Source organism: Nodularia sp. UHCC 0506 (assembly GCF_034931045.1).
Lineage (GTDB): Bacteria > Cyanobacteriota > Cyanobacteriia > Cyanobacteriales > Nostocaceae > Nodularia.
The window spans coordinates 42,754-62,942 of record NZ_JAYGHH010000027.1 but is presented as its reverse complement, the minus strand read 5'-3'; the positions used below and the strand labels follow the sequence as shown (position 1 = coordinate 62,942).

At 40.9% G+C, this 20,189-nt stretch carries 18 protein-coding genes and 1 pseudogene; 7 read left to right on the top strand and 12 right to left on the bottom strand.

Features of this window, described 5'->3' with window-relative positions:
* Nucleotides 1-60: 60 nt before the first annotated feature.
* The 8 genes from VB654_RS15540 to VB654_RS15500 all read right to left on the bottom strand — a co-directional run bounded on the left by VB654_RS15540 (nt 61) and on the right by VB654_RS15500 (nt 8,796).
* On the bottom strand, nt 61-969 hold the full coding sequence (locus tag VB654_RS15540) for an alpha/beta hydrolase (protein WP_323214679.1): 909 nt from the start codon (nt 967-969) through the stop codon (nt 61-63).
* A gap of 86 nt (nt 970-1,055) precedes the next feature.
* Nucleotides 1,056-1,496 (bottom strand): SufE family protein, encoded by a 441-nt coding sequence (locus VB654_RS15535; protein ID WP_063872408.1) that lies wholly within the window; start codon nt 1,494-1,496, stop codon nt 1,056-1,058.
* Nucleotides 1,497-1,601: 105 nt separating this feature from the next.
* Complete coding sequence (locus VB654_RS15530) at nt 1,602-2,534, bottom strand: ABC transporter substrate-binding protein (RefSeq protein WP_323214692.1); 933 nt, start codon at nt 2,532-2,534, stop codon at nt 1,602-1,604.
* Between the two features lie 111 nt (nt 2,535-2,645).
* Nucleotides 2,646-5,024: a TonB-dependent hemoglobin/transferrin/lactoferrin family receptor gene (locus VB654_RS15525; RefSeq protein ID WP_323214678.1), complete on the bottom strand. Its 2,379-nt coding sequence runs from the start codon at nt 5,022-5,024 to the stop codon at nt 2,646-2,648.
* A gap of 158 nt (nt 5,025-5,182) precedes the next feature.
* On the bottom strand, nt 5,183-6,211 hold the full coding sequence (locus VB654_RS15520; RefSeq protein ID WP_323214691.1) for an iron ABC transporter permease: 1,029 nt from the start codon (nt 6,209-6,211) through the stop codon (nt 5,183-5,185).
* A 430-nt stretch (nt 6,212-6,641) separates the two neighbouring features.
* Nucleotides 6,642-7,946, bottom strand: coding sequence for a DEAD/DEAH box helicase (locus VB654_RS15510; RefSeq protein WP_323214677.1), 1,305 nt, complete (start codon nt 7,944-7,946; stop codon nt 6,642-6,644).
* A 224-nt stretch (nt 7,947-8,170) separates the two neighbouring features.
* Nucleotides 8,171-8,359, bottom strand: coding sequence for a 30S ribosomal protein S21 (gene rpsU, locus VB654_RS15505; RefSeq protein ID WP_323214676.1), 189 nt, complete (start codon nt 8,357-8,359; stop codon nt 8,171-8,173).
* 131 nt (nt 8,360-8,490) lie between these two features.
* Nucleotides 8,491-8,796, bottom strand: coding sequence for an RNA-binding protein (locus VB654_RS15500; protein WP_323214675.1), 306 nt, complete (start codon nt 8,794-8,796; stop codon nt 8,491-8,493).
* Between the two features lie 329 nt (nt 8,797-9,125).
* Between VB654_RS15500 and VB654_RS15495 the strand changes: the two genes are divergently transcribed.
* From VB654_RS15495 to VB654_RS15485, 3 genes are all read left to right on the top strand, one after another.
* Entirely contained in the window at nt 9,126-9,248 is a 123-nt protein-coding gene (locus VB654_RS15495) for a hypothetical protein (protein WP_323214674.1), read from the top strand.
* A 28-nt stretch (nt 9,249-9,276) separates the two neighbouring features.
* A complete protein-coding gene (locus VB654_RS15490; protein ID WP_416235688.1) occupies nt 9,277-9,573 on the top strand; it encodes a hypothetical protein in 297 nt (98 codons plus the stop codon).
* Between the two features lie 430 nt (nt 9,574-10,003).
* Nucleotides 10,004-10,237, top strand: coding sequence for a Nif11-like leader peptide family natural product precursor (locus tag VB654_RS15485; RefSeq protein WP_323214673.1), 234 nt, complete (start codon nt 10,004-10,006; stop codon nt 10,235-10,237).
* A 57-nt stretch (nt 10,238-10,294) separates the two neighbouring features.
* Here VB654_RS15485 and VB654_RS15480 read toward each other — a convergent pair whose 3' ends face one another.
* Together VB654_RS15480 and VB654_RS15475 are read right to left on the bottom strand one after the other, a co-directional pair.
* Nucleotides 10,295-10,804, bottom strand: coding sequence for a hypothetical protein (locus VB654_RS15480; protein ID WP_323214672.1), 510 nt, complete (start codon nt 10,802-10,804; stop codon nt 10,295-10,297).
* Nucleotides 10,805-10,933: 129 nt separating this feature from the next.
* A pseudogene (locus VB654_RS15475) lies at nt 10,934-11,086 on the bottom strand (Uma2 family endonuclease); the annotation flags it as partial.
* Nucleotides 11,087-11,251: 165 nt separating this feature from the next.
* On the opposite strand from VB654_RS15475, the gene recQ reads away from it, so the two are divergent.
* Entirely contained in the window at nt 11,252-13,417 is a 2,166-nt protein-coding gene (recQ, locus tag VB654_RS15470; protein WP_323214671.1) for a DNA helicase RecQ, read from the top strand.
* 171 nt (nt 13,418-13,588) lie between these two features.
* On the opposite strand, the gene VB654_RS15465 is transcribed toward recQ, so the two are convergent.
* Nucleotides 13,589-13,762: a hypothetical protein gene (locus VB654_RS15465; protein ID WP_323214670.1), complete on the bottom strand. Its 174-nt coding sequence runs from the start codon at nt 13,760-13,762 to the stop codon at nt 13,589-13,591.
* Between the two features lie 1,052 nt (nt 13,763-14,814).
* Here VB654_RS15465 and VB654_RS15460 point away from each other — a divergent pair.
* The 3 genes from VB654_RS15460 (at nt 14,815) to VB654_RS15450 (ending at nt 18,777) form a co-directional block, all read left to right on the top strand.
* Nucleotides 14,815-16,791, top strand: a complete 1,977-nt coding sequence (locus VB654_RS15460; RefSeq protein ID WP_323214669.1) for an AMP-dependent synthetase/ligase — start codon at nt 14,815-14,817, stop codon at nt 16,789-16,791.
* A 37-nt stretch (nt 16,792-16,828) separates the two neighbouring features.
* Nucleotides 16,829-17,278, top strand: coding sequence for a YlqD family protein (locus VB654_RS15455; RefSeq protein WP_323214668.1), 450 nt, complete (start codon nt 16,829-16,831; stop codon nt 17,276-17,278).
* A 242-nt stretch (nt 17,279-17,520) separates the two neighbouring features.
* On the top strand, nt 17,521-18,777 hold the full coding sequence (locus VB654_RS15450; RefSeq protein ID WP_323214667.1) for a dihydrolipoamide acetyltransferase family protein: 1,257 nt from the start codon (nt 17,521-17,523) through the stop codon (nt 18,775-18,777).
* 57 nt (nt 18,778-18,834) lie between these two features.
* On the opposite strand, the gene VB654_RS15445 is transcribed toward VB654_RS15450, so the two are convergent.
* Nucleotides 18,835-20,016 carry an RtcB family protein gene (locus VB654_RS15445; RefSeq protein ID WP_323214666.1) on the bottom strand — a complete coding sequence of 394 codons (1,182 nt, stop codon included), beginning with the start codon at nt 20,014-20,016 and terminating at the stop codon, nt 18,835-18,837.
* Nucleotides 20,017-20,189: the final 173 nt, after the last annotated feature.

Below are 20,189 nucleotides of genomic sequence, written 5' to 3'. Positions count from 1 at the left end.
GATTGTGCAATATGCTGGGAAGAATAATCGAACGCAGATGCACACAGATAAATATGGTGTTTATGCAGATTGTAAAAAATCTTGCACTGCTGTGAATACAAGTTCTGGATATTCTTCATGTAGTCCCAGGGAACCGGGAACTATGACGCTTCTTACTCCTGGTAATGCGGCTACAGCGTTCATTTCTTGTCTCGATTTGGGTGGGCTGGACTCGCCAATTACTACCATCAGGGGTATAGACAGGGATTGCACAAGTGTGAGAAAATCAGATTGTCTTTGTATAGCATCAAGATTCCCTGTGACAAAAGCCGCAGATGCAAATCTAGCTCCTGGCTTTTGCGTTGTTTGCCATTTTTTCTCGATAAAGCTGGGTGTGAGTTTAGCGTCATCTGTAAATACGTGACGGCGATACATCCAAGTTAAAAAGGATGGTGTGGTGTTGAGTTTGTACAGGGCTTGTCCTATGATGGGCGATCGCACTAAACCCTTGACAAAATCCGCTATCTGTGTATTTGCTCCCATTGTTGGTAAGGGGCCGCGCCAAGTGGGTGCTAGGAGCAAAATTTTGGTAAACACATCGGGCTGTTTAGCAGCGAGTTTTAACACGTAAGTAGAAGCATGACCAGCAGCGACTACAGTCATGGGAGTATGAAAAACCGTTTTGACGAAATCTTCTAGAAATTGCTGATATATTTCAGGTCGGTAATTTAAACTCGGACGGGAAGATTGTCCAAATCCTGGCCAGTCTAAGACTGTAACTTGAAAATGAGGCGCTAGTAATTTAGCTAGTTCACCCATTTCTCCACGGGTGGAAACACTACTGAAAGCTGGTAGAAGTAACAGGGGTGAACCTGTACCAATGGTTTCATAAATTATCCGTAATGGTTGGTTTTCCCAACTCCAGATATATTCTTGAACTACTCCACCAAATCCTACAGGATCATAGGTTGATACTAAATTGGTTGACATGAGGCTAAATTTTAATTGTGATCAAAATATCAACACACCCCACCCCGCAAAAGAGGAAGGGAGACGGAACTTGACACTCCATTGATTTAGCTAGGCAAATCTAACTTGCATTCAAGTGCTTTTTTTTGCATGGTTTTAAATATATTAAAAAATCCATTCGCACGGGAAGGTGTCAAACTGACGTTTAAACCTGTTTCTTGAATAAAATCTGGGGTGAGTTGCACAATTTCTGTCGGAGTTAGTCCATTTAAACCTTCCACTAACAGCCCTACTAATCCTTTTGTCAACTGGGAATCAGAATCGCCTTGGTATACAACTTTACCATCATCCAGGGCTGCGGTGATATAAACCTGAGATACACAGCCAGGAACTTTATTTTCTGGTACTTTGCCAGTTTCTGGAAAATCCTTCAACTTCTGAGCATACCAGATTAATTGTTCGTAGCGCCGCTTCGGTTCTGTAGCACGTTGGAAGCGCTGGACGATTTTAGCGAGAGCAGGTGGCAAAGAATCTATAATTGAGGACATAACAGAAGCTGCAAATAATCAGTCTTACTCTGAGTGTAGTTGATTTTGAGAGCGATGGATCTTTTCATGGTTGCGATCGCTGGAAATGGAGAGGACTACAAGCTTTTATCCTGGCTGTTGTCTAGATAAGGCTTGTTTTAGTTGCTGAGTAGCTTTTTCTATGGAATCTATACTACCTGCATTCACCAGTCCGTAATAATCAAATACATAGACTTGGTTGTTTTTTGTAGCTTGTAAATTTTGCCAGAAACTTTCTTTTTTGAAGGAATCTAAAAGTGCAGTTTGTGAACCACCTTGGGGGGGACTAATTAAAATAATTGTTTCTGGATTTGCTTCTAAAATTTTCTCGGCTGACAGTGTAATGTAACCACGAATAGGACTGGTACTTTGTAATTCTGCTGCTAGGTTCTTTACTTTGAATTGTGTTAATAAATCTCCCGCCCAACTGTTTTTATTTGGTGTTAAGATTGGTTGGCGACTGACCAGCACTAAAGTAGAATCAGTTGGTTGAATATCATTGGGTAAAAAAGTTTCGTAGCGGTTTAATAATGGCGTGGGATCTGCATCGATAAAACCAGCTAGGGTTTGAGTCAGTTCTTTAAGAGAGTTCCAGCTATTTACTTTGGTGGAAAAGGTCGCAATTCCCAGTTTTTCTATTTGTTGCAATGTTTTATCAGAAAAGCCTTCTGCACCAATGACTAAATCTGGTTTGAGGGCGATAATTTTTTCTAAATCAGGGGGAGTTTGACCTTGGGCAACACGCTCAATATCTTGAAAACGTGGGTCTTTATTTAGTAAGCTGCTACCTGTAATTCCCACCAGTTTACTTTGGTCAAGTTGACGAATAATATCAGCAGATAATGATGTTAAAGCAACGATTCTTTGAGCAGATATTTGGGGTTGTTGTTGATTATTATTGGTTGATTGAATTGAAGTTGCAGGTGTATTTGGTGGTTCTTGTGATGTGGGATTATTACAGGCGGTTAAGAATAAACTTAACAAGAGTGCTAAACTCAAAAGAATTTTTTTTTGATACATAGTATTGATTTGTCGTTCGGTTGAATAAATGGTCATGGTTTGTAGTTAGCGCTTTAGCGCTAAAGCGCAACTACGAGCGAATGATAGCTTTCTTTGTTGCTAGGTACTTTCCTAAAAGCGTACACTCAAACTTGCTGAAAAGTTAATTCCTGGTTGGGTGTATAAGTCTAAGAAACGGTCACTGCTACTCACACCCCGCACAGTAGACCATTCTGTATATCCCTGATTAAACAAGTTGAAAATACCCAGATTTAAAGTGGTATTTTCGTTAAAGTTGTAAAAACATCGGATATCAACAGTTGTGTAGCCTTGGGGTTGAAAGAAATTTTCGTCACTGACTCTATCTTTAGCTGCTACCAAAGTAGTGGTGATTTCTCCACCCCAAATTTCTGCGGGTGAACGATAACGCAACCCCACAATGGCTTTAAAAGGGTCAATTGAATCTAGAGGTTGGTCTGTTTCTAAGTTATCGCCTACAGAATAGGCTAAGGTTGCAAATAAGCTCAAACCGTCTAAGGATTCGTTAAAGCGATATTCTCCTCTAGCTTCTAAACCATAAATTCTGGCTCCTTTAATATTTTGAGCTTGGAAACTGCGTAATTCTCTATTTCCAATGAGAACCGGAGCCAGTTCTACATTAGAATCAATAAAGTTATCGTAGCGATTGTAAAAGCCTGTGAGACTGAAGCTAGACTGAGGATAGTTGGCTCGGATACCGATTTCATAACTATCGACTGTTTCTGGGCTTAAATCAGCATTTGGTAAGATTGTATAACCAAAATTAAAATTGGTAAAGGCGATCGCAGCATCATCATAAGGTGGACTCCTAAAGCCACGGGCGTATTGTCCATATAATGATATTTCTGGGGTGACTTTGGCAATTATACCTAATTTGGGTGAAATGGCTGAAGCCGAAAAGCCTTCTACTTGGTAATTTTGCGTGTTGATGTTATTAAAAGCAACATCGTTTGTGTAAGGCGTTAGTTGATAATAGTCATAACGAATTCCTGGAATTAAAGTAACACGACCATCAGCAAATTCAATTTCATTTTGAATGTAAATTCCACCTCTTAAAGTGTCGGTATCAGGAAAAGTTTTATTAGGGAAAATCTCACCGCTAACATTTTTTGTACTGGTTCCCAGGGTTTCATTAAATAATGTGGAATCTCTGGGACGACTGGTGGAAGTGTTAAATAAATCAAAACCATATACTAGGCGATGGCTGATATCTCCTGTGAAAAATTTGCTGGTAAATTGTACATCGCCACCAATAATATCTTGATTAAAACCAGTTTCGAGGATGCGGCGTAAATTCTGATTGGCGCTGTTAATAGTGCGAGTTTGGACATTTTCTGTACTTTCAGCAGTTTGGTAATAAATTTGCGATCGCACTGACTGCAAGAATGAGCTTAAGTTAGGATTTGTATATTCATGACTTAAACTAATGCGTCCCCGACTATTAGAATCATCAGCTACTTGGCTAACAGTGGTAGTGCGAGTAAAACCACTAAATCCTTCCGCAGTCCTGACTTGAGTGTTAATATTACGCTCAAATAATTCTCCTGTTAGTCGGAAAATATTATTTTCGTTTGGTTCCAGAACTACTTTAGTAAAAAAGTTATTACTATCAAAACTTTCAGGGTTGGGAGTTAATCCGCCGTAGTTTTGCATTTCACTACCATCACGGCGGGTATATTGTAATAAACCTGATAAGTTTCCACTTTTTCCGGCTAATGTCACTGAGGGAGAAAAACTATAGTCAGCCGTGTTATAACTAGTCCTACCACTAACATAAAATGGACGACTAAAAACCCTCAAATAATCTTCTGGGTCTTTAGTAATAAAGGAGACGACACCACCGATAGCATCACTACCGTAAAGAGTAGAAGCAGGGCCACGAATAATTTCTACTCTTTTAATTGAGTCGAAATCTACTAAATCTCTGGTGCTAGCAGTGTAAATATCTGGAACTCTGACACCATCGACTTGAATTAGTACGCGGTTGCCTTCAATTCCTCTAATATTAATACTAGAATTACCCTGACCAGCCATACCACTCCGCACCGGGCGATCGCGTACAGATATTCCTGGTTCATAACGGACTAAATCTTTGATATCTTGGATAAAATCTCTTTCAATCTTTTGATCATCAATGACGCTAATTGTACCGACTGAATCAATAATTGCTCTGGGGGTGCGAGTTCCTGTAACTGTAATTTCTATATCGGAATCATTAGTTTGAATTTCATTTTCGCTTTCTGCTTGATCTTCTGCTTGATCGCAATCCTCAAATTCTCTGTCTTCATCTGGATTATCTGGGTCAAAATCTGGAGGACAAGTTTCTTTTTCTTCTTCCTCTGCTTCTGGATTTATGGGAATATTAACAGGCTCTTGACTCAGCAATTTGATATTATTTGATTGAGCGAATGCTGTGGGCATGACAAACAGGTTCAGCACAGCTATGCTGAAAATTAAAGGATGTTGTTTCACTGTTTTTAACCTAAGAAAATACTAAGTTGTTAATTCAGAAAATTTATGCACTAGTACAAGTCCGCGTAAATAAACAGACCATTCAAAATCCATGAAAAGCCCAACGTAAAAGCTTTTTGAATTTTGACTTCACGGCGGTACTAGGCGCACCAGATTTATTAAATTCTTGACTGACGCTTATATAGTAAATAGATAAAGAAAGGCGAACCCAGTAAGGCAGTGACAGCACCTACAGGAAGTTCTACAGCACCCAGGCGTGACAGTAAGTCTGCAAAGCTGAGAACTAACGCCCCACCAATGGCACTTAGTGGTAAAACTACTTGATAATTTCTACCCACCATTAAACGAATTCCGTGGGGAACAATTAAACCGACGAAACCGATTAAGCCACCTATACTCACTGCTCCGGCTGCTAATAGTGTAGCTGTACCACCAATCAAAATGCGCGATCGCAATACTGAAACACCTAGCCCTTTGGCTATATCTTCACCCAAGTTCAACAAGTTAACAGCACGGGCTAACAAGCATCCAAATAACAAGGCGATGCTAATATAAGAACCTGAGATTTTTAATTCACTCCAACCACGTCCATTTAAACTACCAATTAACCAATTTAAAGCTGCTTGGATTTGACCATCTTCAGCCATTAATAACAGCACAGATTGAATCGCACCAAATAACGAACTAATTGCAACCCCACCTAAAATCAAGCGTTCTACGGAAATTCCATCATAACGGCGAGCTAGAAGGTAAACCATAATAGTTGTCAATAGACCTCCCAGCCAAGCCCCTAAAGGAACCCAAGTCTGCAATAATCCTAAACTCAGCATGGCCACAGCCGCTAAACCTGCACCAGCAGAAATGCCTAGCAAAAAGGGGCTGGCTAGTCCGTTTTGTAGCATTCCCTGTAATAATGAGCCTGACATTCCCAAGGCTGCACCCACCAGCAGGGCAGCTAAGGTGCGAGGTAAACGCAAATCCCAAAGAATTGTTTGATGGAGTTGATCACCTTGACGGATTAGTGCTAACCACAACTGATTGGGAGTCATGGCCACTGAACCAAATGACAGAGAAATTCCTGTAACTAGCAGTAGCCCTACACATAGAACAAATGTTGCTAATACCAGGCGATCGCCTCCTTTTCGTAATCGTAAGTCGCTCACTAAAGCCTTTGGCGATCGCTCCATAAACCACAACCTTAAAACTCCCATTTATATGGTTATTATTTGCAATAGTATCTAAAATTTATTTGAGCATTAATACAAAGTATTGTCAATAAAATTATACAGGTAAGCTACAAAAGAAACCCAAACTTAGCTAAAATTTGCTGTGAAATGTGGTTATTTAGATGTTAATACAAGCAGAGAACTTTATGGAACTTACAACCGAGTTTTAGCCATTCTGGTAACTATAATCAACAATCCATCTCCCTGGCGTATAAAACGCTAAGAGAACTCCACAAAAAAGTTGATCCAAATTTCTGCCACTAAAATTTTCCTCCCCCTGCTCTCAAAACGACGGGATATTTTATTATTTGGAAGTCTCTAATTTCTCATCCCCCTGCTCCCTGCACCCTGCCCCCCTGCTCTCAATTTCTCATCCCCACCATACTCTTGATCAGCGATCGCGTTTAACCCCACGGCGGGATGCAGAATTTTTGCCTCCTGTAGCATTGCGTGGTGACAACGGTTTCCCATGAGAGCCAGCCTTACCCTTGCTATCGTTGGATCTTCTGGGCTTGTGTCCATCTGAAATAGATTCAGGCTTCTTGTGAGGAACATTGCTGGCAAAGCCAGCCACCACTTCAAAAGGTAAGCGTTGTTTAATCAGTTTTTCGATATCTCCCAGCAAATTGTATTCATCGGCAGATACGAGAGATATAGCTTCACCTGACGCACCAGCGCGACCAGTGCGACCAATGCGATGAACATAATCTTCTGGGACATTGGGCAGATCAAAATTGACTACATGGGGCAGTTCGCTGATGTCAAGACCTCTGGCGGCAATATCAGTCGCTACCAATACCTGTAAACTGCCATTTTTGAATTTTGCCAAAGCGTGGGTACGCGCCGACTGACTTTTATTACCGTGAATAGCCAATGCTTGAATCCGGTCTTCGCCCAACTGCTTAACCAGACGGTCAGCACCATATTTAGTCCTGGTGAACACCAACACTTGATACCAATTATCTTGCCGAATCAAGTGGGCTAATAAATGGCGTTTCCGGTCACGATCTACTTTGTAAACCTTCTGTGCCACCGTCTCGGCGGTAACGTTGCGACGTGCCACTTCAATCATCGTCGGGTGATTGAGCAACCCAGTGGCCAGAGCTTTGATTTTATCCGAAAAGGTGGCGAAAAATAATAAATTTTGACGTTGTTTAGGCAGAAGCGAGAGGATGCGACGGATATCACGAATAAAACCCATATCTAACATCCGGTCAGCTTCATCCAGCACCAAAACCTCAATATGTGAGAGATTCACAGTCCCTTGCTGCACATGGTCTAACAATCGCCCTGGGGTAGAAACCAGAATATCTACACGACCCTTTAAAGTCCGTTTTTGGGGATTAATACTGACCCCCCCAAACATCGCCATTGTGTTCAAATTCAGATATTTGCCGTAATCACGTACACTTGATTCCACCTGTGCAGCGAGTTCACGAGTGGGGGTGAGAATCAGCGCCCGAATTGCCGGGTATCCATGAGCCGTACTTTTAGGGGTGTGGTTTGACAACCGATGCAGAAGTGGCAGAGTGAAGCTGGCGGTTTTTCCTGTACCAGTTTGCGCTCCAGCTAACAAGTCACCACCCGACAAGACAGCAGGGATAGCCTGAATTTGAATTGGTGTGGGTTTAGTGTACCCCAACTCAGTGACAGCACGGATAATTTCATTGGACAAGCCGAGATTAGAAAAAGACATAGAACTCCAAAGATAACATCGGCCTGTCGCCAGTGGCGGCATCAGTCTGAGGCGGACGGAAAAAAGTTTACAAGGTCTGGATGGGCAGTAGTAGCGCCAAGACTGATAGCGAATGCCGCCGTTCTGCATTCTAACAGAGTTTCAGCTAACAATCTCATCAGAAAAGCCCTCAGAAAATTTCCGAGGGCATGGGATTAATATTTATTCTTCTATTTGACACTTAATCAAGTGCGGAAACGTCTCTTACCCTGTCTATGCTTGGCAATTTCTTTACGCTTGCGTTTTTCAATAGGTGTTTCAAAGTGACGATGCTTCCTCATATCTGGAAAAATGCCAGCTTTAGAAACTTCTCGCTTAAATCGGCGTAGGGCTGACTCAATGTGTTCATTGTCACCCACGATTATTTGGGTCATTATCTCTCCTGCTAATGTAACGTACTTAATGGCTTATAATGTTAAGCTGTCCAGTTGAAAAAAGTGCTAAAAATACACACTTTTTTTCTTACCTGAGAATTCCTTTGTCAAATTTCAGGTTTTAAAGTTTTTTAGTAACGGTTACGAGAACCGCCACCACCGTATCCGCCCCTGCCACCAGATGAACCTCTGTCTTCTCTGGGTTTGGCTTTGTTAACTTTGAGGTCACGACCCATCCACTCAGCACCATCAAGAGCTTCAATTGCAGCTGCTTCTTCAGCTTCAGTTCCCATTTCTACGAATCCGAAACCACGTGGTTGTCCTGTTTCGCGGTCAGTAGGTAGTTGAACGCGTTTGACAGTACCATATTCTGCAAAAACAGCGCTTAAGGTATCTTGGGTAACTTCGTAAGAGAGGTTGCCTACATAAATTGACATTGATGATCTCCAAAATTATCACTGTGTAGAGATTTTGATTTCGGAGAAAAGTCTGTAAATACCAAAAGGGAAAAACCTGTCAATACTAAAAACAAAGACGCTCACCGAATTAGTTCTCTTAGTTTAAGATGACATATCTGGCAACTATTTAACAACTGCAAAAACTAGAATGGTTGAGTTTTATCCTTCAAACCTTCTCTACGTCTATGTTCTAGCCTAACACATTGCTTCAAGTCAAGAAATAGGCAGGGGATTGAACAAGCCTACAGTGTACACACAAGTCTTGCTTGTCTGCGTTTGAGCCTGTTTTGCCCTTTAAATCTCCCAAGATGGACAATTTTGGGCATAAATTATTTTCCCGTCAGGGGTTGACAGGTATAATTTTATACATTATAGTAGTGATAAGAAAGGCGATCGCTCCCGTCCAAGGTTCCGCGATCGCCTTTCCCTAAACCCCCATTTATGGAGATAAATACTATAATGACACAAGTTGAAAAGTTTGTAGAAAATCAACAGTTCGCCCCATCCGACTTACAACAATACTTACATGGCGAAAACTTTATTACACCTCCATTCCATCAATCTTTTAACAACCCATCGCCCAAAAGAGAACCGATTAAACATCTACTCATTGGTTCTGCAAAAACTGTTAGCAGTACAATTCACTATCTGCAAGTAATTGGCTATGCCAACGTTAGCGACTGGAGTCCATTGTTACCAACCGCTAACCCTGGTGAGGTAATGAGTATTTTAATTCGTCAGATTTTAATGGCTTAAAGCATTATTCTGCTCCCTAAATCCCCCTAGTTTGGGGGACGGGGAAAATTCTGGTTCCCCCCATAATTAATTGGGGGCTAGAGGCGATTCGATCACTTGTGTGTACATCGTAGCCTTGCAGGGGAGAGGTTTTCCAGATCCCGTAAATTTTGCGTCAGTCCTCTCTGACAAACTTGGGGTTTGTTGATTGATGTTGATTAAAATTGGGGTAAAAACTTTTAATTACCACTTTTAAACTAATTTTGTTACCTGTTTTTGGTTGAATTTATTTGCCTTTGTCAAGTTTTTTCTTGATTTTTATTTCTAATGGTATAAGACACATACATAGAAATAATGTAATCATTTAAGAACTACAAGTAAATATGACTACGCCACACAAACTACAGAAACCAAACCGGATGCCTATATTTAAAACAGGAAAATGAATATTATGAAACAGTCAAAAACTGCCCAAATTTTAGCAGCAGTTAAAGAAGATCAAGCATTACAAGCCAGACTTAAAGCAACAAATAATCCAGAAGAGTTCATTAAGATTGCTAAAGAGTGCGGCTATGACTTCACAATCGAAGAATTGGAAAATGAAATCAGTCAACTATCAGACGAAGATTTAGCAGCTATTGTCAATCCAGGGTGGGGAACTAGACGGCACATTCATCCTAGATAATTTTTAGGCACTCTCCGCGCTTTTAGTGCGGAGAACCTGGCGACAAAAGGCTCAAACTTATTCAAACCAATCTTGACCTCCTGGTAATTCAGCTAAATAATGATCAATAATATCGGGTAATTCTTTAGCCTGATATTTATAGGTTAAATGTACAAGCTTTTCAGCAACATTAATTAACATTTCTTGATTCAGTCTGTGTGTAATTTGGCTAGGTTTTAAAGTACCCTGAAATATTTCAGCACTCGCTGGTCTAATTGACATTGATAATGCTTCTTCTAAATATTCTTGCCATTCATCAGCTTTAATATAGTAAGATGTTTGATTGCTTTTAATATTTAATTTGGAGATTTGAATTACTGAGTCAGAAATAGATGCAATCCATGAATTAGTTAAACGTTGTTCAATTTGATTTTTAATGAGATGAATATATAATTTGACTAAAAATGCTGCTATTTTTCGGAGTATTCCCTGTTTACTCATCTCCTCCAAATCATCAATAATTTCCAAGGCATCATCATAACGACCTTCTAAGATACTTTGTCTTAATTCTATTAATTCTTGTGTCATATATTTGAGTAAATGGGGCAAGAAAACAAATAAAAATAATCATTATTGAAAACAAAAGCCAAAAAATCTGGCAACATTAGAATTTACATACATTGTTCAAATTGCTCAATAGCTTGAATATCGTCGGAAATAAGTGACACGATAATGAGAGTTATCTTCTAGTTTGGCTAGTAACGCTTCATACTTTTGCCAACTGATACCAGTAATGATGAATTTTTCTTCTGGGTCATCACTAGATGCAAGTTCGGAATCGTTTAAAAGTTCCTTCAGGCTACTGACCATTGTTTTTTGTCTCCTAGTAAGGCTTTGCTGGTTTTCTGCGGTCATGCCTTTTCTTAATTATAATTTTAATTTCCCGGATGACTGCGACTTCTATTCACCAGGGCTTTTATAATGTTGTTATTCTCGTAACGATAGACACAGAACGCCCCTGAAAAACTCATCGCCATGCTTCAGTACCCGAATCTCGAACAAGCGCTAAAACATAATTTTGGTTACGATGACTTTCGCCCCGGACAACGGCAAATTATTGAAGATGCGCTGCAAAATCGGGATTTACTGGTGGTGATGCCGACTGGTGGGGGGAAATCTCTGTGTTTTCAGTTACCAGCTTTGATTAAACCAGGTTTAACGGTAGTGGTTTCACCGTTAATCGCTTTGATGCAAGACCAAGTGGAATCACTGCGAAATAATAATATTTCGGCGACTTTTTTGAATAGTAGTCTGAATCCTCATAAGGTGCGATCGCGCGAAGAAGCCATCCGCAATGGTAAAGTTAGATTACTCTACGTCGCCCCAGAACGCCTTTTAAGTGAAAGGTTTCTACCCTTTTTAGATTTAGTACACCACCAAATCGGCATTTCTACCTTCGCCATTGACGAAGCCCATTGTGTTTCGGAATGGGGACACGATTTTCGCCCAGAATACCGCCAGTTGAAATCGTTGCGAAAGCGTTACCCAGATGTTCCCACCATTGCCCTCACCGCTACAGCTACAGATCGTGTCCGTGATGATATCATTCAACAATTAGGTTTAAAGCAACCTAGCATTCACCTGGCCAGCTTTAACCGACAAAATCTTTATTACGAAGTTCGTCCTAAATCTAAGTCTGCTTACGCGGAAATTTTAGAACTAATTCGAGAAACTGATGGTTCGACAATTATCTATTGTTTAACTCGCAAAAAAGTCGATGAACTCACATTTAAACTCCAAAATGATAAAGTTGTGGCTTTGCCTTATCATGCTGGTTTAAGTGATGAAGAACGTTCCAAAAATCAAACTCGATTTATTCGAGATGATGTGCGGGTGATAGTGGCAACAATTGCCTTTGGCATGGGAATTAATAAGCCAGATGTGCGGTTAGTTGTGCATTTTGATTTACCCCGAAATTTAGAAAGTTATTATCAAGAATCAGGTAGGGCGGGTAGGGATAATGAACCATCTCGGTGTACGATGTTTTTTAGTTTTAGTGATATTAAAACGATTGAATGGAGTATTAACCAAAAAACTGATCCTCAAGAACAATTAATTGCTAAACAACAGTTACGTCAGGTCATAGACTATGCTGAAGGTACAGATTGCCGGCGGACAATTCAGTTAGGTTATTTTGGCGAACGTTTTCCGGGTAATTGCGGTAACTGTGATAATTGTCGTTATCCTAAACCTGTACAAGATTGGACAATTGAAGCCATGAAGTTTTTATCTTGTGTGGCGCGTTGCAATCAAAGGTTTGGGATGCTGCACATTATTGAAGTGTTGCGGGGGTCTAAAAGTCAAAAAATTATTCAGAATCAACACGATAAACTTTCTACCTACGGTATAGGTAAAGATAAAACTTTGGATGAATGGCGAATGTTAGGGCGTTCTCTGTTACATCAAGGGTTGTTAGAACAAACTAACGATGGTTACTCAGTTTTAAAACTTAATGCTTTGAGTTGGGAAGTGATGAAGCGACAACGAACTGTTTCTATTGCTGTTCCCATAGCCCAAAAACTGAATTTAGTCGGGGAGAGTGAAAAAGCTGTTGAGGCAGAATTATTATTACAGAGATTGCGATCGCTCCGCAAAGAACTGGCTGATGAACAGTCTGTACCGCCCTACGTTGTCTTTCAGGATTCTACCCTAAAGTTAATGGCACAAGCCCAACCCCAATCTTTAGCCGACTTCGCTAAACTTTCTGGGGTAGGTAGTCACAAATTAGCTCAGTATGGTAAAAAATTCTTGGCAGAAATCACAGCCTATCGTCAAGAAAAAGGTGCGTCAGAACAAAAAAATTATTCTCTAGGTTCTTCCGCTTTTAATAATTCACCGAATGATAGTGAATTGGTGACATTAAGGCTGCATCAAGAAGGTTTGAGTATTCCTGAAATTGCCAACAAACGCAATCTTAGCCCTTCGACAATTCTCAATCACTTGTCAAAGTTAATGGCGAAAAATCAGCCTGTAGATTTAAATCAGTTAGTACCCCTAGAACATCAACAAAAAATTTGGCAAATTTTAGAAATTCTGGGTGATATTTCCTTAATTCCAGTTAAAGAACAATTGGGTGAAAACTATACTTTTGATGAAATTCGTTTAGTTAGGGAAAAGTGGCGGAGGGAAAGCCGTAAGTGATGGCGGAAGTTTTGCCGCTTCTACAGGAAAAGATGAGATTGTTAATGGACGACGATCGCTTATAGTAAAGTTTTATTAAAAATGAGTAAATTTTTGGATATTTATGCTCATTCTACAAGATAGTGATTTTATTCTCTACTAAGCGATCGCCGCCCTGGATGAGATGAGTAATTAAGCTGCATCCATCACACCAGCAATTTCGCCCCTAGACTCTGGTGATGGGATGGCGGGCGTTGATGGTGTTGTATTTTCACCTTTAGCAGTGATCACAGATAATACTTTGGGCAGGGTAATACAGACAACAGTGTTTAGCAGTGTCACCAATAGACCATCCATGAGATTCATATATTATCCTCTGGTTGTCAAAAATTAGTTATGACTATTTCTTAGTTTGACGCATAATTGAATCATTTTTTTTATATATAATTTTGTTTATCTTCTTAACTCTATAAGTCAGATAAATATGATTGACTAATTCAATGGTATTAACAATTGTAGCATAAACTTAATGCTTTTAGTCATCAAATATTTTTCCCCTCCAGGCTCAGACCCATACTTTTTTAAGAAGTCGGAGGCAAGAATAAATTAAAGTACATTAAGTAATGTAAAAATATTGAGATTGTTTCGTAGTGAGGGCTACAGCCCTCAAATAAGGACTAAAGTCCTTACTACAAACATTGAATTATTCCTGCTGCTCTACTTAGCTTTTCGATATTGAAGTGAAGGTGTTCTGTTCTCTAAGAAGGTCGCTACGAATTATGCAGAGATTAGTACCTTAACAGAGTAAATTAATTGGGGGAACACTTGGAACAAAATTGAGGTCTGAACTTACAGAATTGGCTACCTGTCACCACGTAGCTGGTACAGTAGGGAAAACTAGTAACTTCTATTCTGGACTTTGGAGATGTTGAACCCTGTGCGAATGGTTGAGGAAGTTGGGATTTACGCGCCAGGATTTTTGAGAGTAATTTGGGAAATGCTAAACAAACAGCAGCATTGATTAAAGTCAGCAGTAAAACTTCTACTAAATTGATAGGTAATCACCTCCTTTGTAAAATAGGTGGTCTGATGTTCTTTGTTGCTAAGACAACAAAAGCAACTGAATTATTTCAATAATCCATTGCTTTTACATTATATAAAGTAACTTTAACATATATTTTTATCAATACAAACGTTGAAATAGTGGAATATAGGACTCCTATTTGAATTTTGATAGCTTGTGTTGCGTAAGCCATACAAAACGACCTATACCTTGATTCCTTCTTCCCGGTTCCCTGTTCCCTACCTCTACGAGTAACAAAACGAATTCTCCTATAGCTTACAGAGTACACTATGTAGTGAGTAATATATCCTAATAATCTGTAAAACAGCAGTTTACTACATTGAGAATATATGTTATGACAAACATCCAAGCTACACCTACTTATTTATCCAAGATCACCAAGCGAGAAAGCCAAGAATTACAGCGTTTAGCTGATTATACCAATGTGGTTTTACTACCAGAAATTTGGCCATTGGCAGCAAAAAAATTTGGTGATATTGTTGCCCTGCACAATCCCAACTCTCAACCAGAAATAAAAATCACCTATATCCAGTTAGCAGACCAAATTCAAAAATTTGCATCTGGCTTGCAAGCGTCAGGAGTGAAAGCAGGCGATCGCATTTCTTTAATCGCTGATAATAGTCCCCGGTGGTTCATAGCCGATCAAGGCATGATGACGGCCGGTGCAGTTAATGCGGTGCGGAGTTCCCAAGCTGAAAGAGAAGAACTACTATTTATTGTCGCTAATAGTGGCAGCACAACCTTAGTAGTCCAAGATTTAAACACATTAGACAAACTCGGCGACAGGCTGAATGATTTACCCATTCGACTGATCATTTTACTCTCAGATGAAACGCCACCAGCAGAAGCCACCTTCAAGGTGTTGAACTTTTCCCAATTGCAAGAAATTGGTGCTAATCATACCCTGACGCGGGTTCAGCAAACAGGCGATACTCTAGCGACGCTAATTTATACTTCCGGCACTACAGGCAAACCCAAAGGTGTCATGCTGGCACATAACAATTTATTACACCAAGTCAAAACTCTGGGTACAGTAGTGCAACCACAGCCAGGAGACATCATTCTGAGTATTCTCCCTTCTTGGCACAGTTACGAACGCAGTGGTGAATATTTCTTACTTTCTCAAGGCTGTACACAAATTTATACTAACTTGCGTTCTGTCAAACAGGATTTGAAGAAATTTAAACCTCATTATATGATTGCAGTCCCACGCCTCTGGGAATCGATTTATGAAGGAGTGCAAAAGCAGTTTCGGGAACAACCAGCCAAAAAGCAACGCTTGATTAACTTTTTGCTGGGAATGAGTGAAACTTATATCCAAAAACAACGTATTGCCCAAGGATTGAGTTTAAATCATCTTCATGCCTCAAGTTTAGAGAAATTCACCTCTAAGGTATTAGCATTAGCTTTGTTACCCTTTCATGCCCTGGGAGAACGCTTAGTTTATGCCAAAGTCCGCGAAGCCGTAGGCGGACGTATGAAGCACGTCATTACTGGGGGTGGTGCATTACCCAGACACATAGATAACTTTTTTGAAATGATTGGTGTGGAGATTTTGCAGGGTTACGGCTTAACAGAAACTTCTCCTGTGACTAACGCCCGTCGTCCTTGGCATAATCTCCGGGGTTCATCCGGACAGCCAATCGCTGGTACAGAAGTAAAAATTGTAGATCCTGAAACCAAAACGCCTTTACCTGTTGGTAAATCTGGTTTGGTGCTATTGAAAGGACCACAAATTATGCAAGGCTATTACCAAAACCCGGAAGCAACAGCTAAGGTAATTGATGCCGAGGGATGGTTTAATAGCGGTGATTTGGGTTGGGTGACACCAGAAAACGACTTAGTGCTAACTGGCAGGGCAAAAGATACAATTGTCTTGACCAATGGGGAAAATATCGAACCGCAACCAATTGAAGATGCTTGTTTGCGATCGCCCTATGTGGATCAAATTATGCTAGTGGGACAAGACCAGCGCAGCATCGGGGCTTTGATTGTCCCTAATACCGAAGCCCTAGCAAAATGGGCAGAAAGTCAAAATCTAGAACTGCGGCTACCAGAAGAAAACTCTCCCGAACTCAGCACATCTATTGACCTGGAGAGTAAAATAATCCAGGACTTGTTTCGACAAGAATTAAATCGGGAAGTGCAGAACCGTCCTGGTTATCGCGCGGATGACCGTATTGGCCCCTTCAGGCTGATTCTCGAACCCTTTTCGATGGAAAATGGCTTGATGACACAAACCCTGAAAATTCGGCGGCACGTAGTCGCGGAACGCTATCGCGATATTATTGACGGAATGTATACCCGATAAACATTCCACCTGCTAACTATAGAGTGAACGTGAATTTATGGATGTCTCCAACCCTAACTTGTTGCTGAAGCGTGTTGTTAATGTCAAAGTCATAGTTACTCCCCTCTGGAAAGAGGAAGTACAACAGCAACTGCAAGCGCAAATCAATCAAAATGACCAACAACTGCAACAGCTGGACGTAGAAGGACAAAGAGCAATTGCGGCCATTCAAAAGCAGAGTCTACAACCACCAGGCCCCCAAACCCTGCAACAAATCGACGGTATCCAAGGCCAAGTTAATCAAAAGAAAACTGAACTGCTAGAGCAAAAAAATCAATTGCTACAAAATCTTCAGCAAGTACAGTTTCTAGAATTGGATCAAGAAGTCAATCAATTCCAAATGGAAGGCTTTTTCCGTGTTGAAAAGGGTGATAACTTGATTAGTAAAATGCAGGTAGAAATTCTCCTGCGCGATGGTGTTGTCGAAGATATTCGCGGCGACGTTTAACGGTTATCAGTTAAGAGACTTAATGAGGTTTAATTCCTCTATTTCATGCCTTGTTCACTGATAACTGTTCACTGTTGACTGTATTAATAATCAGCTTTGGTGGCGGGTTTAAATCCCCCACCATCAGCCTTGATCACTGATAACTGATCACTGTTCACTGATTTAAAACTCCTCAGCCAAGATACAATTTAATTTGGCAAAAGCTGTTAAAGTCCATAAACCATTGATTCTGATACCACTGTATGAGCATTCACGAAATATTTATGCCGGCGCTGAGTTCCACCATGACGGAAGGAAAAATCGTTTCCTGGGTGAAATCGCCGGGCGATAAAGTGGAAAAAGGCGAAACCGTGGTGGTGGTCGAGTCAGACAAGGCAGATATGGATGTGGAAACCTTCTATGAAGGATATCTGGCCCACATCATAGTACAAGCTGGTGATAGCGCACCTGTAGGATCTGCGATCGCCTACGTAGCAGAAACAGAAGCCGAAATCCCCACCGCCAAGACCTTAGCTAACTCCGGTTCAGCTGCGGCTACCCTCACCCCCGAACCAGTTGCAGTCACAGCCTCAGTGGGAACACCTGCCCAGGCAACTCAAAACGGTAACAACCACCGCGAAGGAAGAGTCGTAGTTTCACCCCGCGCCCGCAAATTAGCCAAAGAACTCAAAGTTGATTTAACTACCCTCAAAGGTAGTGGCCCCTATGGTCGCATTGTTGCTGAAGATGTAGAATCATCTGTAAATAAAGGCCAGCCAGCCGCCGCACCAAAACCAGCACCCGCACCCGCACCCGCACCCGCACCCGCACCCGCGCCAGTGCTTCCTGGTCAAACAGTGCCTTTCACCACCTTCCAAAATGCTGTAGTTAGGAACATGGTAGCCAGCCTAGCTGTACCAGTATTCCGTGTCAGTTACACAATTAGTACCGATGGCTTAGATAAACTTTACAAACAAATTAAATCCAAAGGCGTAACCATGACAGCGCTATTGGCTAAAGCCGTAGCGGTGACATTACAAAAACATCCATTATTAAATGCCAGCTATTCAGAACAGGGAATTGTTTATCATTCTGGTATCAACATTGCCGTAGCTGTAGCTATGGATGATGGGGGATTAATTACACCAGTATTGCAAAATGCAGACACAATAGATATTTACTCACTCTCCCGCACCTGGAAATCCTTAGTAGAAAAAGCTAAAGCCAAACAACTACAACCCGAAGAATACAACAGTGGCACATTTACCCTATCCAACTTAGGAATGTTTGGCGTAGACACATTTGATGCCATATTACCACCAGGACAAGGTTCAATCTTAGCCATTGGCGCATCCCGTCCCCAAGTAGTAGCCACAAGCGATGGTTTATTTGGAGTCCGTCAACAAATGCAAGTGAATATTACTTCCGACCACCGAATCATATACGGTGCTGACGCTGCGGCCTTCCTAAAAGACCTAGCAAAACTGATTGAAACCAACCCTCAATCCTTAACCATGTAATTAACCAGAGACGTAGAAACTCTACGTCTCCCCCTCCCTCTCTGCGTATCTTTGCGTTTAACCCTTCACACAAACAACCTGCTTCAAAGTAGCGACAACCTCCACTAAATCCGCCTGATTAGCCATCACCTGGTCAATAGACTTATAAGCACCAGGAATTTCATCCAAAACTCCCGTATCCTTACGACACTCTACACCCTGAGTTTGATCAATCAAATCATCAAGAGTATAAGCTTTTTTTGCCTTACTTCTAGACATTAACCGCCCCGCACCATGAGAGCAAGAACAAAAGCTATGAGCATTACCTTTACCCTTAACAATAAAAGATTTTGCTCCCATTGAACCGGGGATAATGCCATAATCTTCAGTTTGGGCGCGAACTGCACCTTTCCGAGTCACATAAACATCCTCATTAAAATGCACCTCTTTTTCAGCGTAATTGTGATGACAATTGACCTGTAATAAAGGTTTAGTCGCCTTTCCTCCCGCTAAATACTTCTCAATGATGTGCTTAAAACGTGCCATCATGACATCACGGTTAAAACGTGCGTAGTCTTGCGCCCACTGTAAATCGTGCCAGTAGGCTTGAAATTCTGGTGTACCAGCGATGAAGTAAGACAAATCAGGGTCAGGTAATTTATTCCCCGCCATTTTCGCTAACTCTTTGGCTGTACTAATATGGCATTGTGCGAGCTGATTTCCAATATTACGTGAACCAGAATGCAACATTAGCCAAACTTGGTTTTCTGTATCCAGACAAACTTCAATAAAATGATTACCTCCCCCCAGAGAACCCATTTGTTTCATCGCTTTGCTTTCCAGGTCTTGAACACCTGGATGTAAGTTGGAAAAATCCCGCCACTTTTGCCAATTAGCGGCAGACTTTTCCACATCTTTATTAGCATTAAATCCCGTAGGAATTGCTGCTTCAATATCTAAGCGAATTTTCTTGAGTTTGCCTTCGAGTTGTTCACCTGTAAATGGCATTTTGATAGCACTCATCCCGCAACCAATATCCACGCCCACAGCTGCTGGAATTATTGCTTCTTTGGTGGCGATAACAGAACCAACTAAAGCACCTTTTCCTAAGTGAACATCTGGCATCAAAGCTACGTGTTTAAATACAAATGGTAGGGATGCCACATTTTTTGCCATCTTGGTTTCATCAGATCCTAAAGGATGATTTGCCCAAGATAAAACTGGAGATGGTGTAGTAATTTCTAATTTTTCGTAAGGCATAATTTTATTTAATTTGCTGTATCGCTGGGTTCAGATCCCCGACTTCTCAAAGAAGTTAGGGATCTATACTTTGAAATAAATTCTGTATTATTAATGTAGTACATTGTAATTGAAGTGTCAATAAAATCGCCTAAAAAACAAAAGCAAGTCGTCCCAGCGAGAATTAGTTAAAA